This is a genomic window from Undibacterium sp. GW821-FHT11H02, assembly GCF_058808015.1.
The window spans coordinates 20,075-35,775 of record NZ_JBXARG010000030.1 but is presented as its reverse complement, the minus strand read 5'-3'; the positions used below and the strand labels follow the sequence as shown (position 1 = coordinate 35,775).

Below are 15,701 nucleotides of genomic sequence, written 5' to 3'. Positions count from 1 at the left end.
ACCCCTGTTGAATACCGGTTGTTTCACCAACCTCAAAACTCTAGTAATACCTGGCACTGATTGAGGGAGGTTTACAATGACACCTTTCAGGCTTAAACAATCTGAAAGTGGGGGCGCTTGATCGAAATTTGCTCGTCAAAAAACGCCCGGAAAGTAATGACATTTTCTTTGTCTTTGTAACAGGTCTCTTTAGCTTTTTTTAAAGACTCAGGTACTACAAGGCATATTTCTTGGCGGTGCATATCGTGAATAGCGTCGGCGGATACACGGTCATCTACCGTTGCGAGAAACAGCGCACAATTGAATTTTTCCATTGCAATTTGTTTCCACCGTTCGCGTAATGTGGTTTTGGCAGATAAAACCAATGCGTCATCAAATGATCTGCTTACGTCTTTCAATGCGATCAGACTTGGTAAAACGAAGTCTGGCCTACGTCCACCGGTGACTGCTTGCTCCTCATAGGAGATATTCCCGTCTGTCAGCAGTTGCCCAATATGCTGTTCAAACGAACGACCTGCGCGGGACTTTCTGTGTTGACTGGCGCTGAGAAAAGTCGCATCCAATTCAGGAAATCCTCGAACGACTGCGGTCACGAGATCTGTATTTTTCTCTGTAATAATCCTGACCACTTCCGCGGCTCTATGCCGCAATTCTGCGCGCTTATATAACTTGTATTCGATATCCCGGCTAATCTTCATGATCGCATCACCTGGATTTTCTATTAGATACGGGTCGAGCTTTTCGAGACCATGCTGGCTGAGATATTCTTGCTGAGCTTGCGACGCTAAGAGAGAAGGTAATGGGAGCTTAGACACTGATGCGATAAACAATGCAAGATTGCCCGACTTTAAACTATTGCTTAAGTCTTCAATCAATTGTTCAGATTCATCTTGGGGAATTTTAATCGCACTTTCTGGTGCAAATAATCCAAAGTGAAAATCTGCATTGAGGTCGAACATTGTTTCAAGTATTTCTGCTTCATCCGACGCAGAATCAACGACCATGAACCAATGATGTGATTCACTATGCGACTTTTTTAACACGCCACCGATGAGCAACGATGCTGGGGTAAGTTCAGCAAAATACTCTTTAGGCACGCCGGTGAAATGCATCTCCGTCCCTTTGTTCGAGTAGTGCTTTAAATTCGATGTTTTGAATTCACCCGTCTCGGGCCAAAAGGTACTGAAAGGTGCCTCGAAAATGTGAGGTTTAGCAGTGTTGATATTTTTTAGCGCAGGGAAAAAATCTGTCTCTCTGATTTCGCGAGGGATATACACGCCATTCTGGTGACCAAATTGTTGTCCGTCCGCCCAAACACAGTCATTACGCGACAGTTTCTTGATAAAGAGTTTCGTGCTTTTCGAAATCCATAATTGAATGTTTTCTTGGCTTGCTTGGATCACAGGCTTAATCTCTCAAAATTGACACTGATGAATTTGAATGAATTGAATTTTGCAAAACTCGATTTTTGCACGAAACACACAATGCACTATGCCGCGATTTTTGTCCTTCGTTCCTTTACATTGCTTTTCTTTTCAACCAAGTACGGCAACATCGCGTTCGCTACGTGGGCCATGACATCAACGACAACGGAGTTGCCAAATTGTTTGTACGCTCTGGTATCGGAAACAGGAATTTTGAAAGTATCGGGAAAACCCATCAATCTTGCGCATTCTCTTGGTGTTAGACGCCGTGGATTTTTTGTTTTCCCTTGGCTAACCAAGATTTCTGATCCGTCTTTGTAATAGCGAGCAGATAATGTGCGCGTCACACTTTCTTTGGTGACTAGGCCAAAACCGAAGCCATTGCCTTGCGCTTTGTGTTTTGCTGCGTAGTTTTGCAGATAGGTCCAAAGATTGTCAGTCAACGTATATTTATCTAACTGCTTGTTCATTTTGTGATCAAAGTAGGCATTGTCATCCCAAGGCAAGTACGGCTCTGAGCCATCTGTCTTATGCAATATGTCACCTAACTTATGTTCGCCTTTTGGCGGCAAAGCCAACGCATGTAAATCAAAGTCGATTTTGAGATCGTTTCTGAAGCCGACGATTAAGATACGTTCACGGTGTTGCGGTACGAAATGTGCGCCATCGATTACGCGGTAACTCATGGTGTATCCCAATTGCTCAAGGCTACGCTTGATGACGTCAAAGGTTCTACCCTTGTCATGCGAAGTTAGGTTCTTCACGTTTTCAAGCAGAAATGCGCGAGGTTTTTTTTCATCAATGATGCGGCAGATATCGAAAAATAAAGTGCCTTGCGTTTCATCGTTAAAGCCGTGTTCTCGACCCAATGCATTTTTCTTAGATACGCCCGCAATAGAAAAAGGCTGGCAAGGAAAACCTCCGAGTAACACACCATGATCTGGAATATCTTTGGCAGCGATTTGGGTGATGTCGCCATTGATTTGATGATTGTTCGGGTAATTGTACAAATAGGTTTTTTGCGCGTAGCTATCCCACTCACTCGTGAAGACGCAATGACCACCAATGCTATCAAAAGCTTGGCGTATGCCACCGATTCCAGCGAACAAATCGATGAAGGTGAATGCGGCGTCTTTGCCTGCGTTGGGGTCGCTCGATTCTAATGGCAAGACTTGTTGAAGTGCGTATGACAGATAGGGTGGTGGATCGCTTTCACGAGCTTCCCATCGGCGTACTTGGCGGGCGTTGACGCCCAGTATCGTGGCGATATCTTCCTGACTTTTAAACTTGCGCGCTGCGGCGAGATATTTGAGAACTGCTTCTGAATCGTGGTGTTGGGTCGGGTGTGACATTGATGCCTCGCTGGGAATTTTTTAGGACAATACGTCCTAATTTGTTCCCAGTCAAGTTTTTACTGAATGTAAACACAGTAATTGTAGCAAACCCCATTCGTAACACTTACTGAGTGGCGACTGGACTTAAAGATTTTTCAGTTATTTTCACAATGAATTCATGTGCAGCCTCCAATGCCAAACTGCCTGAAAATTCCAAACCACATTCCAACTCTTCGTTGTCTCGACACACAGACCATTGAAATCCTCCCCGCCAGTTGTCTGGGTTCGGTTCTACAAAAATGTCGAAACCACAAAGATTCTCTTCATAAAATTCAATTTCTAATTCTACTGGTAGTGCGCCCATCGCTATGCTCCTTTCAATGAGTAATCTTTAAGTCGCTTAACAATATGATGTTGCGTCCGAGTCTGAATGTCTACGGACTATGAGTCACATTGGTGTTTGTTTTTGACTCAATGAGGGTTATTTTGATAGAAACAATGATTTTAAGGCCACTTAAAACAACTGATTAAATATTCAGTTGTTTGATGATTTTTGTTGTAATATTTGTTTACTTTTACTGTTCTAATTAGCGCCACAAGGCCGGGAGCTGCCATGACTAATAAAAAAATCATCACTCAGCATCATGCGACGTTTGAGGGCATTCGGCATGTCGATGCGGATGGCAATGAGTTTTGGTTGGCGCGCCAGTTGGCAGTTGTTTTGGAATATTCGCAATACCGCCACTTTCTTCCTGTGATCGACAAAGCCAAAGAGGCGTGTCGCAATAGCGGCCAGGCCCTTGAGGACCATATTGAGGATGTCCTCACTATGGTTGAAATTGGCTCTGGTGCGAAACGTCAAGTTGAGGATTACCGCCTGTCACGTTATGCCTGTTACCTGATCGTGCAAAACGGTGATCCAAGCAAAACTGTCATCGCTAACGGCCAGACCTATTTTGCGATGCAGACACATCGCCAAGAGTTAGCGGATGATGCGCAATTTGCCCTATTCAATGAAAACGAAAAGCGCCTCGCCATCCGCAATGAGCTTGCCGTGCACAATAAGCATTTAGCCGCGGCGGCCAAAGATGCTGGTGTTGCGACGCCGATTGATTACGCTATATTTCAAGATCACGGCTATCGCGGTTTGTATGGTGGCTTGGGCGCCAAAGACATTCATGCGCGCAAGGATTTGAAGAAGAGCCAGAAGATTCTGGATCACATGGGTAGCACTGAGTTAGCTGCAAATTTGTTCCGCGCCACGCAAGCGGAAGAAAAGTTGAAACGCGATCAAGTCAGCGGAAAACAAAAGGCCAACCAAACGCATTTTGAGGTTGGAAAAAAAGTACGCCAGACTATCGCCGAATTAGGTGGCACCATGCCTGAGGCATTGCCCACGCCGGAAGCCAGTGTTAAGCAAATTGAGAACGCGAAGAGGAAGCTGGACAATAGCAGCTAAACGCCTATTGTTCGTTATTCGCAAATAGCGAATGATCGATTTCCTAGGCAGTTAGTTCTTGAGAGACAAGCGATCTTGATCCCGTCTTGTAACTGATAAACTTTTCATTTGATAGCTTGAAGAGATTGCATGAAATGAACAAAAAATATTCTACTTCGACGGGCATGGTATGAGCGACAAAAGCAAAAAATTGATCCGCAACAGCACGGCAGAATTTCTGATGTTTACCGGCCAAGCTGGTGAGCAGAGCATTGAGGCACGCTATGAGAGCGACACCGTTTGGTTGACGCAAAAACTGATGGCTGAATTATTCGCCGTGGATGTTCGCACCATCAGCGAACACTTAAAAAATGTCTTCACCAACGGAGAACTTGCCGAAGAATCAGTTATCCGGAAATTCCGGAATACTGCCGCCGACGGCAAAAGTTATCTGACCCAGTTCTACAACCTCGATGCCATCATTTCAGTGGGTTACCGCGTGAATTCGCTGCGCGCTACCCAGTTCCGGCAATGGGCGACACAGATCCTACGTGAGTTTGCTATTAAGGGCTATGTGCTTGACAAGAAGCGTATGGAGAATGGGGTTTTTCTTGGTGAAGATTACTTTGAGTGCTTGCTAGCGGAAATCCGCGAGATTCGTCTTAGCGAACGCAGGTTCTACCAGAAAATTACAGATATTTATTCGACTGCGCTCGACTACAACAAGTCCGCTCCCACCACCAAAGCGTTTTTTGCCAAGGTCCAGAACAAGCTGCATTTCGCTATTCACGGCCATACTGCTGCTGAATTGACCTTACAACGCGCAGACAGTGGCAAGGCGCACATGGGTCTAAGTTCTTGGGAACAGGCACCTGACGGCAAGATACTTAAACCGAGATTTTTCATTAGGCGCACCTTCGGTGCTTTTTGAGTACTGACGGCGATTTTGCGGTCATTTTCGGACGATTTTATTTTGCCATAGCTCGCTATGACAAAATAAAATCCCCCAAAACTGCCTCGCAAACTCATCCGTCATCATCTCAAACCCTAACGGAAATTCTCGGTTAAAACCGATGTAGTAGTCGCCAAAAATTATCTCAATCAAGACGAGCTAGAATCGCTAGGCCGTATCGTCAACGCCTATCTCGACCTGGCCGAAGATCGTGCTCGGCGCAATATCCCGATGACGATGGAAGACTGGGCGACACGGCTAGATACTTTTCTGGAATTTACCGACCGCGAGATTTTGCACGATGGCGGCAGGGTATCCGCCGAAATAGCCAAAGCTCACGCCGAAAGCGAGTTCGAGAAATACCGCATCGTGCAAGACCGATTGTTTGAGAGTGATTTCGACAGGGTACTCAAGCAGATTGAAGCTGAACGTGGTTCGGGAAGCGGTGATGAATAAGGTCGCTGGCATATTCGCGTCGGATTAAGGGGATGAATCGATGAGCACGCCTGAACAATACGCAACACTAGTTCTCGGTGACTAACGAAAGGAGCCAGCAGTAGTTAATTTCAACGATGTTGATCCATTTAGTACATATGCAAAACCACATGCGTGAGGCATTCTGATCACCGAATCCCCCCCGGCAAAACCCCCAACTCCCGCTTAACCAAATGCCGCAGCATGGTGCCATTCTGATAGCCGACACGCTCTGCGACTAGCTCAATGGATAAGTTGGTCGACTCTAACAAATGCACTGCGCGCATCAGTTTTCGTCTTTGAATAAATTTGATAGTCGAGTCGCCCGTGGCTTCTTGTATTTTTCTTGATAGCGTTTTAGTGGAGACAGCAAATTGCGATGCGAGCTCTTGTACTGTGAGTGGGCGGGCGATGTTTTTGTCTATCCATTTTTCGGCCGCGATGACGATGGGGTCGAGGTGTTGATTCTGGGTGGGAATCATAAACCGAGCTTGCGATGAGCGCTGTTCGATCAAGAGATAGCGCGAGCACAGATAGGCGATGTTTGGGCCGACTACCTCCGCGACGATATCTAGCACCACGTCCATTTGCGAGAAAACGGCGCCGGCTGTGAGGATGTTACCGTCACGTACCAGCATTTTGGCTTCGTCTAGGATGACATCGGGGTAGCGTTGCCTGAACGCCGTTGCTAACCACCAGCTGGTGGTGGCTGCTCTGCCTTTGAGTAAGCCCGCCTCTGCGAGCATGAAGGTCGAGGCGCAAGAGACGCTGAGGCAGCTTCCTCGTTCTGCGAAGTGTTTAAGTACGTCCATGACTTGCGAGACTTCTTTGCTGCTCAAACTTGCTTCTAGTTCCGCGAGCAATTTTTTGCCTGAGCCTGGTAGTAGCGCCCAATCGGCTTCCACCTCGCCGCGTAGTAGATGCTGAAACGTGTAGTCACATGTGAGCTCTAATCCCGCTCCCGTGCGTATCTTTTTGCGATGTCCGGCGGTGACGATACGAAAGCTTTGCGACTCGTGGTTGCGCTCGATGAGGAAATTGGCCGTGCGCAAAATGTCCAACGTGATTGCCAGACCGGAATCCAATATGCCTTCTGTGGCTAAAACAAGAAAGGTTTTCATTTGCCCATTATCACATGAAATATGTCAGATTAGACACTTCAAATACACGCACCCACCATCTATAGTTTGCCCACTGTCGCATTATTGAATTATTAAATACGAGGTGAGGTTTCATGAGTCAGGTTTTACAATCCAATTCGCAGCTACAGCCTGCCGACCAGCCAAGTCCTTTGCTAGCGGATTTTCAAGTGAAGATGTTGAGCTTCATTGGCAGCACCAAGAAAGTCTATGTCGCTGGTGATGGCCCCGCAGTCATCGTGCTCACCGAGATGCCTGGCATCAGTCCGCAGGTGATCCGCTTCGCCAAGTGGGTGATAGACGCTGGCTTTACCGTGTATTTACCGTCTTTGTTTGGTGTCGATGGCGCGGTGCCGAATGCAGAGGACGGTGCTGCGATTTTGAAACGGGCTTGTGTCAGTGCCGAGTTTCGCGCCTTTGCTAGTAATGAGTCTAGCCCAGTGACGCAGTGGTTACGGCACTTGGCCAAGCACGCGCATCAAGAGTGCGGTGGCATTGGTGTGGGTGCGATTGGCATGTGCTTTACGGGTAACTTTGCGCTGACCATGATGCTGGAATCCGTCATGTTAGCGCCGGTGTTGTGTCAGCCTTCGCTACCGTTCGATGATCCCTCAGCGATTAATATGTCGGACGATGAGCTGCATGCTGTCGCCGCAAGGCTAGAGAAAGACGATTTGTCGGTGCTGGCTTACCGCTTTGAAGGCGATCGCTATTGCCGCGCTGAGCGCTTTGATGCGTATAGCAAGGCCTTGGGGAAACGATTTGTCGCCAAGGTTTTACCCGATAGCGCCGCGCATCCTCATCCTCCGCCGTTCTTCGAAAAAATTGTCGCATGCCCGCATAGTGTTGTGACAGCGCATCTGATTGATGAACAAGGACAACCTACCATCGCTGCACGCGACGAAATCCTGCAATTTTTCAAAAGCAAATTGTTGTCTGCTACTGATGCCACGCTGCCTGAAACAGAGTCAGCGGCAGTGCCGTCCAACATTCAATAATAGTGAAGGATGCGCAAATGATGTCGAACGTGGCAAGCTTATCCTTAGGTGAAGATCAGTCGATACGCGCACTCGCGCCGCATGTGCTTGCGGAACTCAATTACTATCGACCTGCCCCTACCCGCCCAGTGAGCTATACCTACGAGCCACCTGCGGGCGTGCCTTGGGAGAGTGGCGACTATGACGTGCACAAAATGGCGATACACGACGCCCGGCAATTAGTCACGAGACCGCGGCTTCAGGTGGAGGGGTTTGATTTGTGGGATGCCAGCACCGAGGTGAGCGATTTTAGTGATCGTGCAAGTATTGAAGGCGTGTATTACCGAGAAGCCCGTCAACTTGCGCTCGCAGTGACTGGCGCCAAGCAGGCCTATGTGTTTGATCATTTACTTAGGCGTCGAGCGCCGAGAGACAATCCTCTCGATTTTGGTAAGCGTGGCGCGAATGGCTATGCGGCAGCGAATGGTCGCATTCACAATGATTACACCGAGGAATCAGGAAAGCGACGACTCGCACTTGTGATCGAAGACTTGCACCAACGTGCGCAAGTCACACGTTTTAGCATCATCAATATGTGGCGCGCACTTAATGGTCCAGTGCAAGACGCGCCGTTGGCGATTTGTGACGCTAGAACGGTGTCGAGCAAGGAATTATTCCATTGCGATGTGCGCTATCCGAATCGTACTGGCGACATCTATTTGCTTCAGCATTCTCATCAACATCGTTGGTTTTACTACCCGTCTATGCGTAAAGAAGAAGTCCTGATTTTCAAGCAATACGATTCCTTGCACACCAACACCTCACGTTTTACGCCACATTCGGCCTTTGACTTACCTGCAGTTCCGCCCGATACGCCGCCACGTGAAAGTATTGAATTACGTTGCTTAGTCACCTATTAGAGTTCTTTATGCAAAAAAACACCTCTGTAAAAGCTTTGCCAGAAATCGAATTTTGGTTTGAATTTGCCAGCAACTATAGCTACCTAAGCGTCATGCGCATTGAGGAATTGGCTCGTCTCTATCAAGTCAAAATAAAGTGGTGTCCATTTTTACTCGGGCCTATTTTCAAATCACTGGGTTGGAATTCGTCGCCCTTTGTCCTGCAAAAAAATAAGGGGGACTATGTGTGGCAAGACATGGCGCGCCAAGCAAAAAAGTATGGGCTCGCATGGACGCAACCCACACAATTTCCTCGCTCTGCTTTATTGCCGATGCGGGTTGCTGCTGCCTACAAAGATGCGTTATGGATAGCTGATTTCTGCAAAACGATCATGCGCATTAATTTTGTACAAGATAGGGACATCGATAGCGCGACGGTCGTCCAGCAAGTGTTGACGGATCTCGCACTAGACGCCAATCTCATATTGAGAGACATGGAGAGCGACGAAAATAAGATCAAGCTGAGACAACAAACCGAATTGGCGATAGCGAAGAAGATCTTTGGGGCACCGAGTTTTATTGTGGAAGGACAGCTGTTCTGGGGGGATGATAGATTGGAGGATGCTTTGCATTTTGCACGAACGGTTTTTGAGCGGAACTAAGGCGTATTGGGGCTATGTTGGCCTTGATTTCATCGACGCTAACTTTAATTTCGACGCTGGAAATCTGTGCCTTTAGTTCCTTCCCCTTGCAAGCATAGGTATCAACACAAGTCGAATGAAGAGTAAATTTCATTAGCCGTCACTCCTGCGTAGGCAGGAGTCCAGCGTCTCTTTGTTGATTAACGGACGCCGCTGGATTCCTGCCTGCGCAGGAATGACAGACTTTGCTGTTTTTTTGCGCTCTGTAAATCTGTGCCTTTAGCTCCTTCCCCTTGCAAGCATAGGTATGAACACAAGTCGAATGATCAGCAAATTTCATTAACCGTCACTCCTGCGTAGGCAGGAGTCCAGCGTCTTTTTGTTGATCAACGGACACCGCTGGATTCCTGCCTGCGCAGGAATGACAGACTTTGCTGTTTTTTTGCGCTCTGTGCTTCTTCACACTACAAAACACTTGTGTAGATACCGATACCATGGAGGAGCTAGAAGCGTAGATTTCGAGCATCAAATGTTAGCGCTGATAGGCCTTGATCCGGCACCCAGAATTCATCTTTACTTAGAGACTACATTGAGAGACTACTATTGACCATGTCCAACCCAATCACCGAGAACCATCCAAAGCCACCAATTGCCGCTTCACAAGTCCCTGCCCGACTGACACCATCTAACTATCCATCGATTTTCGCGATCAAAATGGCTGGGCGAAAAAAGCACGCACTAGGTGACTATTTTAGCCTGAATAACTTCGGTGTGAATTTGACTGAACTGCAACCAGATGCGCGTTCATCACTGGTTCATTACCACACGCGGCAAGATGAGTTCATCTATGTGTTGGAAGGAAGTGTGACGCTGATCCTTGGCGAAAACGAGATCGTGCTGCATGCGGGTATGTGCTGTGGCTTTCCGGCGATGGGCGCTGCGCATTCACTCATTAACCACAGTGATAAGATCGTGCGCTATCTCGAAATCGGTGATAGAACAGAGGGTGATGAAGGGATCTATCCTCACGATGATTTACAGGCGCTACGCGTTGATGGGCGCTGGCAATTCGTGCATAAAGATGGCCGCCCTTATGGTGACGATAAATAGTCGAGCGGTTCACCATGTTGATTAACAAGAACAAAAAAGGCAATCATGAATTATTCTTCAAGAGCCTCCAAAGTCGCTCTGGTCACGGGTGCCAGCAGAGGGATAGGCGCGGCCTCCGTCTTGGCACTTGCACGTGACGGCTATGCGGTTGGTATCAACTATCTGAGTAGTGACAGCGCCGCACAGCAATTGCTTGACCATGTAGTGAATTTAGGTGGAAGTGCCGTGTTGTTAAAAGCCGATGTGTCACAACAGGACGAAGTTGAACAGATGTTTCTAAGGCTGGATAAAGAGTTAGGAACGATCGATGTCTTGGTCAATAACGTGGGTATCTTGTTGCCGCAATCCAGCGTCGTCGATATGGATGCGGAGAGAATTCTTCGCGTGTTGCAGAGCAATGTACTCAGTGCGTTCTTGTGTAGTAAGTACGCAATCCAACGCATGTCGACGCAGTTTCATGGCAAAGGCGGTGCGATTGTGAATGTCTCCTCAGCCGCAGCTCGCCTCGGCTCGCCTAACGAATACGTCGATTACGCCGCATCAAAAGGCGCGATCGACTCGCTGACTAAAGGTTTATCCTTAGAGCTTGCGCCACAGGGAATACGGGTAAATTCCGTACGTCCCGGATTTATCCATACCGACATCCACGCTGCTGGAGGTGACCCGCTGCGTGTTGATCGCTTGAGCTCAGGGATTCCTTTAGGACGTGGCGGGTATCCTAACGAAGTTGCAGAGGCTATTTGTTTTTTAGCGAGCGATGCGTCGTCCTATATGACGGGTGCATTTTTGGATATCGCGGGTGGTAAATAAGGAATTATGTAACTTGGTTTTGAGGGTGCCGCTGACCGTCAAGGCTAGGTTTGTTTTTTTTGGACCGAGTAAGATTCATTTGTCTTAGATAAAGGAGTAGCAATTGATTTCACACGTCTTTATAGGAATCACCGACCACACCCGTGCCCATAATTTTTATTCGGCGATCATGGGTGAGCTGGGCTATGTTTTGAAGTTTTGTTATCCCGAAAAATCCTGGTCGGGCTGGGTCGAGGAAGGTAGGCTTCGTCCCATCGTCGGCATTGGTAAGCCCTACGATGGCGAACCCATGAGTGTGGGCAATGGTCAAATGCTGGCTTTGTTAGCCACTACTCGAAAAATAGTGGATGCAACTTATGCTAAAGCCATCGCCCTCGGTGCAATTTGCGAAGGTGCGCCTGGACTACGCCCGCATTACCACCCCAATTATTACGGTGCCTATTTCCGTGATCTTGATGGGAACAAGATTTGCATTTGCTGCCACGAGAGTGAGACTGTTTAATTCTCCCGCACCGCAAGCAGCTTGAATGCGTATCGGCTTATTCTTTTGCAGGCGGCGCAAATAACCACAATACCGCCTGCTCAAAATCTTCGCGCCAAAACTTTTCATTGTGCTCTGCGCCATCGACGATTTTGAAGCTGAGGTTTTCGCGTGGATGCCCAACTTTTAACAGCTCGGCATAGGATTTTTGGGCGTCAGCGGCTTGTGATCCGCCCTCTTTTTCACCTGCGGCGATGTACAGTCGTGCCTCTTTGGCGGCCGGGTGGCTCGCGATAAATTCTATCGATTGATTGGAGATCCAGTAGGACGGTGAGTAGATTCCTGCTTTGCTAAACACTTGTGGAAACTGGTTGATCGCGTAGTGTGAGATCAAGCCGCCCATGGAGCTACCCATGATGGCGGTGTTCGCGCTGTCTGGTTTGCTGCGATAGTGTTGATCGATGTAGGGCTTTACGACATTGACGATAAACTCGACGTATTGCTTGCCTTCGGCAGGACTAAATTCTGGATTCGACCATGGGTTCAGCTCATTCATGCGTTTGCTTTCGCCATTGTCGATGCCGACCACGATCAATTCGAGTTTGCCCGCCGCGGCTAAAGCGTTCATCGTTTCATCCACACCCCATTCACCGGCATAGGAGGTTCGCACATCAAATAAGTTTTGGGCGTCGTGCATGTACAGCACGGGATAAGACTTGTCGGACTGGGCATAGTTAGGAGGAAGATAGAGGCGAATCTGGCGCGAACGATTGAGTCCAGGCATAGCGAGTTTGTCTGTCAAAACACTGACATTGGCTTGTGCCGTGGAAGCTTTGGTCGAATTGTCTTTCTTTGCGTCACAAGCGCTCGTCAGTGCACTCAGAGTCAGCAGAAAAATGGAGATTGTTTTCATATAGATATCGATCATCAGTGAGCCGCCCATTGCAGGCTAAGTAGGGAGTCAGACCACAAAACGTGGCGGAAAGTTTTGTCCTGCTGTGGATTTCTTGAATCAGTGCCATTTTTTACAGCACATTTTTTAACAAACCCAATCGACAATGGAGTCGAGGCCTTGATTCTAGGTGGGAATCATGAATCGTGTTTGCGATGCACGCCATTCGAGGAAGCGATAACGTGGGCACAAATGGCGATGGTGGAGCCTGACACCACAAGCCTTTGTGAAGAAAAAGCACCCACTGTCAGCATGTTTTACCGTCGCGCCCGCAATTTGACTTTGTCTAAGTCGACATCAGGCTAAGCTTGCCTGAAAGCCGTTGCTCGCCACCAGCTGATGGTTGCTGCGCAGTCTTTGAGAAAACCCACTTTCGCTAACCAGAAACATCAGAATTCAAAATCCCGCTTACAATAACAAGGCTTACAAACGCCTCCCATCACTAACCGTTTTTTTCTATCTCTCTATGCAAGAACGTCACATCGCCGTCTGCGGCGCGCTGAATATGTTGATCGCTATCGCCTGCGGCGCCTTTGGTGCGCATGCACTCAAAAATCTACTCAGCCCCGACCTGCTGGCAATTTGGCACACAGCGGTGCAATATCAAATGGCACACGCATTAGGCATGCTACTCATCGTCGCATTAGCGCCGCGCCTGCTGTCGTCATCGGCGCTCAGCAGAATTGGTATCGCGATGTTATTTGGCATTGTGGTATTCAGCGGCAGCTTGTATGTATTGGCGCTGACCGGTGTGCGTTGGTTGGGCGCGATCACGCCGATTGGGGGTGTGGCATTTTTGTTGGCGTGGGGTTTGTTGGGGTGGGAAGTGTTAAAACACAAAGCAGCCCGCAAAATTTGAGCATCTTCATATTCAACACTTACTGAAACTAAGTGCTCAGAACAACTTGCTAAAATTCGTGCGAATACGCTGTGCTATTCGCACCCACTTAAGCTTGATCAGAAATCAAGACCATCCTCACCCCAGCACCTTCTCCATCTCCACCATCTGCAAGTCCTTCACCAAACGGAATTCTTCACCGACTTCTGCCGGAAACGGTTTAACTCTTCCATTCTGACGGTAACCACGTCTTTCGTAATAGGCGATGAGTTCTTTGCGTACGCTGATCACGGTCATCCACATTTTCTTTACGCCCCACTGTGCTTGCACTAAGTTCTCGGCTGCCTGCATGAATTGTTTGCCTATGCCGCCGCCTTGTAAGCCTGGCTTCACGACAAACATGCCTAAGTAGGCTGCGTCTAGTGTTTTTTCCAGATGTACGCAGCCTATGATTTGTTCGTTTTGCAGGCACAACAAGATCACTGAGTGGTCGGCTTCTAATAAATTGGTCACTTCTTCGGCATCGATGCGGGTGCCGGTTAGCAAATCAGCTTCGGTGGTCCAGCCAGCGCGACTGGAGTCGCCGCGGTAGGCGCTGTTGACCATTTGGGCAATGTAGGCAGCATCTTGTTTGACGGCTGGACGATAGCTGATCGTGGTTTGATCTTGTTGGCTTTGTATAGGTGTGGATTGGTCGGTCATGATAATAAAACTGAATATGAATTCGAAACTTCGCTCAAAGATTTGCTGCAAAAATTGGGGGTCATGATAGCACGCAGCATCAGGCTTTTAGCTGACCAGGCAGGTGAATGCAGAAGAACATCAAAGCCCATTGATAATTTATCATTGTCTCGGTTCAGCGGCGACGGACAGTGCCCAAAGTGCGTCACATCGCATTTTCATTTCACACCGGATTTTTTGCATTTCATCCCCGTAAATGCGCGCTTGACTACTTTGCATCTTGAACTGCGAAGCCTGCTGCGGAATACTCACCATCGCGAATCCACCCCTTACCTCAGTAGGTACCCATCATGTTACGTAAAACCATTCTTGTTCTCGCCATCGCTTCGGCGCTCAGCGCCTGCAGCAATTCAGCCCCTGATGCTAAATCCAGCGCCTCTGCCAGCGCCAGCGCTTCTGCCACCGTGGCTAAGAATGGCGCCAATGCCGGGCCGGAAAAACTCATCATCGCCAACGAAGATATTCTGAATTTACAGAGTAACGCCTTGGCCTCTGGCCCTGTAGTGATAGGCTCGATTCAACCTGAACGTAAAGCCGATTTACGTGCCGAAGTCTCCACCGTCGTGCTGCAAGTCTTAAAAGAGAATGGCGAAGCCGTCAAACGCGGTGACGTGATCGTGCGTCTGGATGAAACTTCAATTCGTGATAATTTAAATTCGGCTAATGATTCTGCACGCAACGCCGCGCTGGCCTTAGATCAGGCTGATCGTAATTTACAGCGTCTGAAAACTTTACGCGCTTCTGGCATGACTTCTATGCAAGCTTTGGACGACGCGGAAGTCCGTCGCAATACAGCACAAAGTGAAGTTTCCGCCGCCAAAGCCCGCGCCGCATCGGCGCAGCAACAATTACAACGCACCGTCGTCCGCGCCCCATTTGATGGCATCATCAGCGAGCGCAAAGTCTCTCCTGGCGACACCGCGTTGGCAGGTAAAGAATTAGTCAAAGTCATAGACCCGAATAGCATGCGCTTTGCAGGGCGCGTTTCGGCAGACAAAATCGGTATGGTTAAACCTGGTCAAAACGTCAGCTTCCGCATCAATGGTTATGCTGGTCAAGAATTCCGCGGCAAAGTCACCCGCGTTGATCCCGCAGCCAATGATGTGACACGCCAAGTTGAAGTCTTAGTCGCCTTCGCCGATAGCAAGCAGCCACGAGTTTCCGGTCTGTATGCGGAAGGCAATATTGAAGCAGAAACCGTCTCCGCATTGATGCTGCCAGAAGCAGCATTGGTCAAGTCCGGCGACAAGACCTATGCATGGCGCGTGAAAGGCAAGAGTCTAAACAAAGTTGAATTAGCACTCGGTAGCCGTGATGTCCGCACAGGCAACTACGAAGTACGTAGCGGTGTGGTGGCGGGAGATGTGATCATGCGCAATCCTAGCTCCAGCTTTAAAGAAGGTCAGGTGGTCGAAATGGCGACCGCTTTGAACAGCAAAACTGCTTTAAACAAAGATTTGAGCGGCACTAACATCGCGATGGGGAATTAAT

The 15,701-nt window shown here is 48.4% G+C and carries 16 protein-coding genes and 1 pseudogene; 11 read left to right on the top strand and 6 right to left on the bottom strand.

The features are described 5' to 3' along the window. Window positions 1-92: 92 nt before the first annotated feature. The 3 genes from AC1RR2_RS20130 to AC1RR2_RS20120 all read right to left on the bottom strand — a co-directional run bounded on the left by AC1RR2_RS20130 (window position 93) and on the right by AC1RR2_RS20120 (window position 3,122). Window positions 93-1,403 (bottom strand): type II restriction endonuclease, encoded by a 1,311-nt coding sequence (locus tag AC1RR2_RS20130; RefSeq protein ID WP_493224070.1) that lies wholly within the window; start codon window positions 1,401-1,403, stop codon window positions 93-95. An 86-nt stretch (window positions 1,404-1,489) separates the two neighbouring features. After that, a complete protein-coding gene (gene dcm / locus AC1RR2_RS20125; RefSeq protein ID WP_493224069.1) occupies window positions 1,490-2,776 on the bottom strand; it encodes a DNA (cytosine-5-)-methyltransferase in 1,287 nt (428 codons plus the stop codon). A 106-nt stretch (window positions 2,777-2,882) separates the two neighbouring features. Then, window positions 2,883-3,122, bottom strand: coding sequence for a hypothetical protein (locus tag AC1RR2_RS20120; protein ID WP_493224068.1), 240 nt, complete (start codon window positions 3,120-3,122; stop codon window positions 2,883-2,885). Between the two features lie 249 nt (window positions 3,123-3,371). Between AC1RR2_RS20120 and dinD the strand changes: the two genes are divergently transcribed. The 3 genes and pseudogenes from dinD to rhuM (AC1RR2_RS20105) form a co-directional block, all read left to right on the top strand. Continuing rightward, window positions 3,372-4,217, top strand: a complete 846-nt coding sequence (gene dinD, locus AC1RR2_RS20115; protein WP_493224067.1) for a DNA damage-inducible protein D — start codon at window positions 3,372-3,374, stop codon at window positions 4,215-4,217. Between the two features lie 169 nt (window positions 4,218-4,386). Further along, window positions 4,387-5,127, top strand: coding sequence for a RhuM family protein (rhuM, locus tag AC1RR2_RS20110; protein ID WP_493224066.1), 741 nt, complete (start codon window positions 4,387-4,389; stop codon window positions 5,125-5,127). A 150-nt stretch (window positions 5,128-5,277) separates the two neighbouring features. Continuing rightward, window positions 5,278-5,604, top strand: a pseudogene (gene rhuM, locus AC1RR2_RS20105) (RhuM family protein); the annotation flags it as partial. Between the two features lie 167 nt (window positions 5,605-5,771). On the opposite strand, the gene AC1RR2_RS20100 reads toward rhuM (AC1RR2_RS20105), so the two are convergent. Next, window positions 5,772-6,743 carry a GlxA family transcriptional regulator gene (locus AC1RR2_RS20100; RefSeq protein WP_493224065.1) on the bottom strand — a complete coding sequence of 324 codons (972 nt, stop codon included), beginning with the start codon at window positions 6,741-6,743 and terminating at the stop codon, window positions 5,772-5,774. Window positions 6,744-6,856: 113 nt separating this feature from the next. Between AC1RR2_RS20100 and AC1RR2_RS20095 the strand changes: the two genes are divergently transcribed. The 6 genes from AC1RR2_RS20095 to AC1RR2_RS20070 all read left to right on the top strand — a co-directional run bounded on the left by AC1RR2_RS20095 (window position 6,857) and on the right by AC1RR2_RS20070 (window position 11,700). Next, entirely contained in the window at window positions 6,857-7,759 is a 903-nt protein-coding gene (locus AC1RR2_RS20095; RefSeq protein ID WP_493224064.1) for a dienelactone hydrolase family protein, read from the top strand. A gap of 17 nt (window positions 7,760-7,776) precedes the next feature. Beyond that, window positions 7,777-8,658, top strand: a complete 882-nt coding sequence (locus AC1RR2_RS20090) for a CmcJ/NvfI family oxidoreductase (RefSeq protein WP_493224063.1) — start codon at window positions 7,777-7,779, stop codon at window positions 8,656-8,658. 8 nt (window positions 8,659-8,666) lie between these two features. Continuing rightward, window positions 8,667-9,299, top strand: coding sequence for a 2-hydroxychromene-2-carboxylate isomerase (locus tag AC1RR2_RS20085; protein ID WP_493224062.1), 633 nt, complete (start codon window positions 8,667-8,669; stop codon window positions 9,297-9,299). 588 nt (window positions 9,300-9,887) lie between these two features. Next, window positions 9,888-10,388, top strand: coding sequence for a cupin domain-containing protein (locus AC1RR2_RS20080; protein WP_493224061.1), 501 nt, complete (start codon window positions 9,888-9,890; stop codon window positions 10,386-10,388). A 45-nt stretch (window positions 10,389-10,433) separates the two neighbouring features. Continuing rightward, entirely contained in the window at window positions 10,434-11,198 is a 765-nt protein-coding gene (locus tag AC1RR2_RS20075) for an SDR family oxidoreductase (protein WP_493224060.1), read from the top strand. A 103-nt stretch (window positions 11,199-11,301) separates the two neighbouring features. Continuing rightward, complete coding sequence (locus tag AC1RR2_RS20070; RefSeq protein WP_493224059.1) at window positions 11,302-11,700, top strand: VOC family protein; 399 nt, start codon at window positions 11,302-11,304, stop codon at window positions 11,698-11,700. 37 nt (window positions 11,701-11,737) lie between these two features. On the opposite strand, the gene AC1RR2_RS20065 is transcribed toward AC1RR2_RS20070, so the two are convergent. Further along, window positions 11,738-12,592 carry an alpha/beta hydrolase gene (locus AC1RR2_RS20065; protein ID WP_493224058.1) on the bottom strand — a complete coding sequence of 285 codons (855 nt, stop codon included), beginning with the start codon at window positions 12,590-12,592 and terminating at the stop codon, window positions 11,738-11,740. Window positions 12,593-13,097: 505 nt separating this feature from the next. Here AC1RR2_RS20065 and AC1RR2_RS20060 point away from each other — a divergent pair. Then, a complete protein-coding gene (locus AC1RR2_RS20060; protein WP_493224057.1) occupies window positions 13,098-13,490 on the top strand; it encodes a DUF423 domain-containing protein in 393 nt (130 codons plus the stop codon). 117 nt (window positions 13,491-13,607) lie between these two features. On the opposite strand, the gene AC1RR2_RS20055 is transcribed toward AC1RR2_RS20060, so the two are convergent. Beyond that, window positions 13,608-14,171, bottom strand: coding sequence for a GNAT family N-acetyltransferase (locus AC1RR2_RS20055; protein WP_493224056.1), 564 nt, complete (start codon window positions 14,169-14,171; stop codon window positions 13,608-13,610). A gap of 329 nt (window positions 14,172-14,500) precedes the next feature. Here AC1RR2_RS20055 and AC1RR2_RS20050 point away from each other — a divergent pair, with 329 nt between their 5' ends. Then, window positions 14,501-15,700, top strand: a complete 1,200-nt coding sequence (locus tag AC1RR2_RS20050) for an efflux RND transporter periplasmic adaptor subunit (RefSeq protein ID WP_493224055.1) — start codon at window positions 14,501-14,503, stop codon at window positions 15,698-15,700. Window position 15,701: the final 1 nt, after the last annotated feature.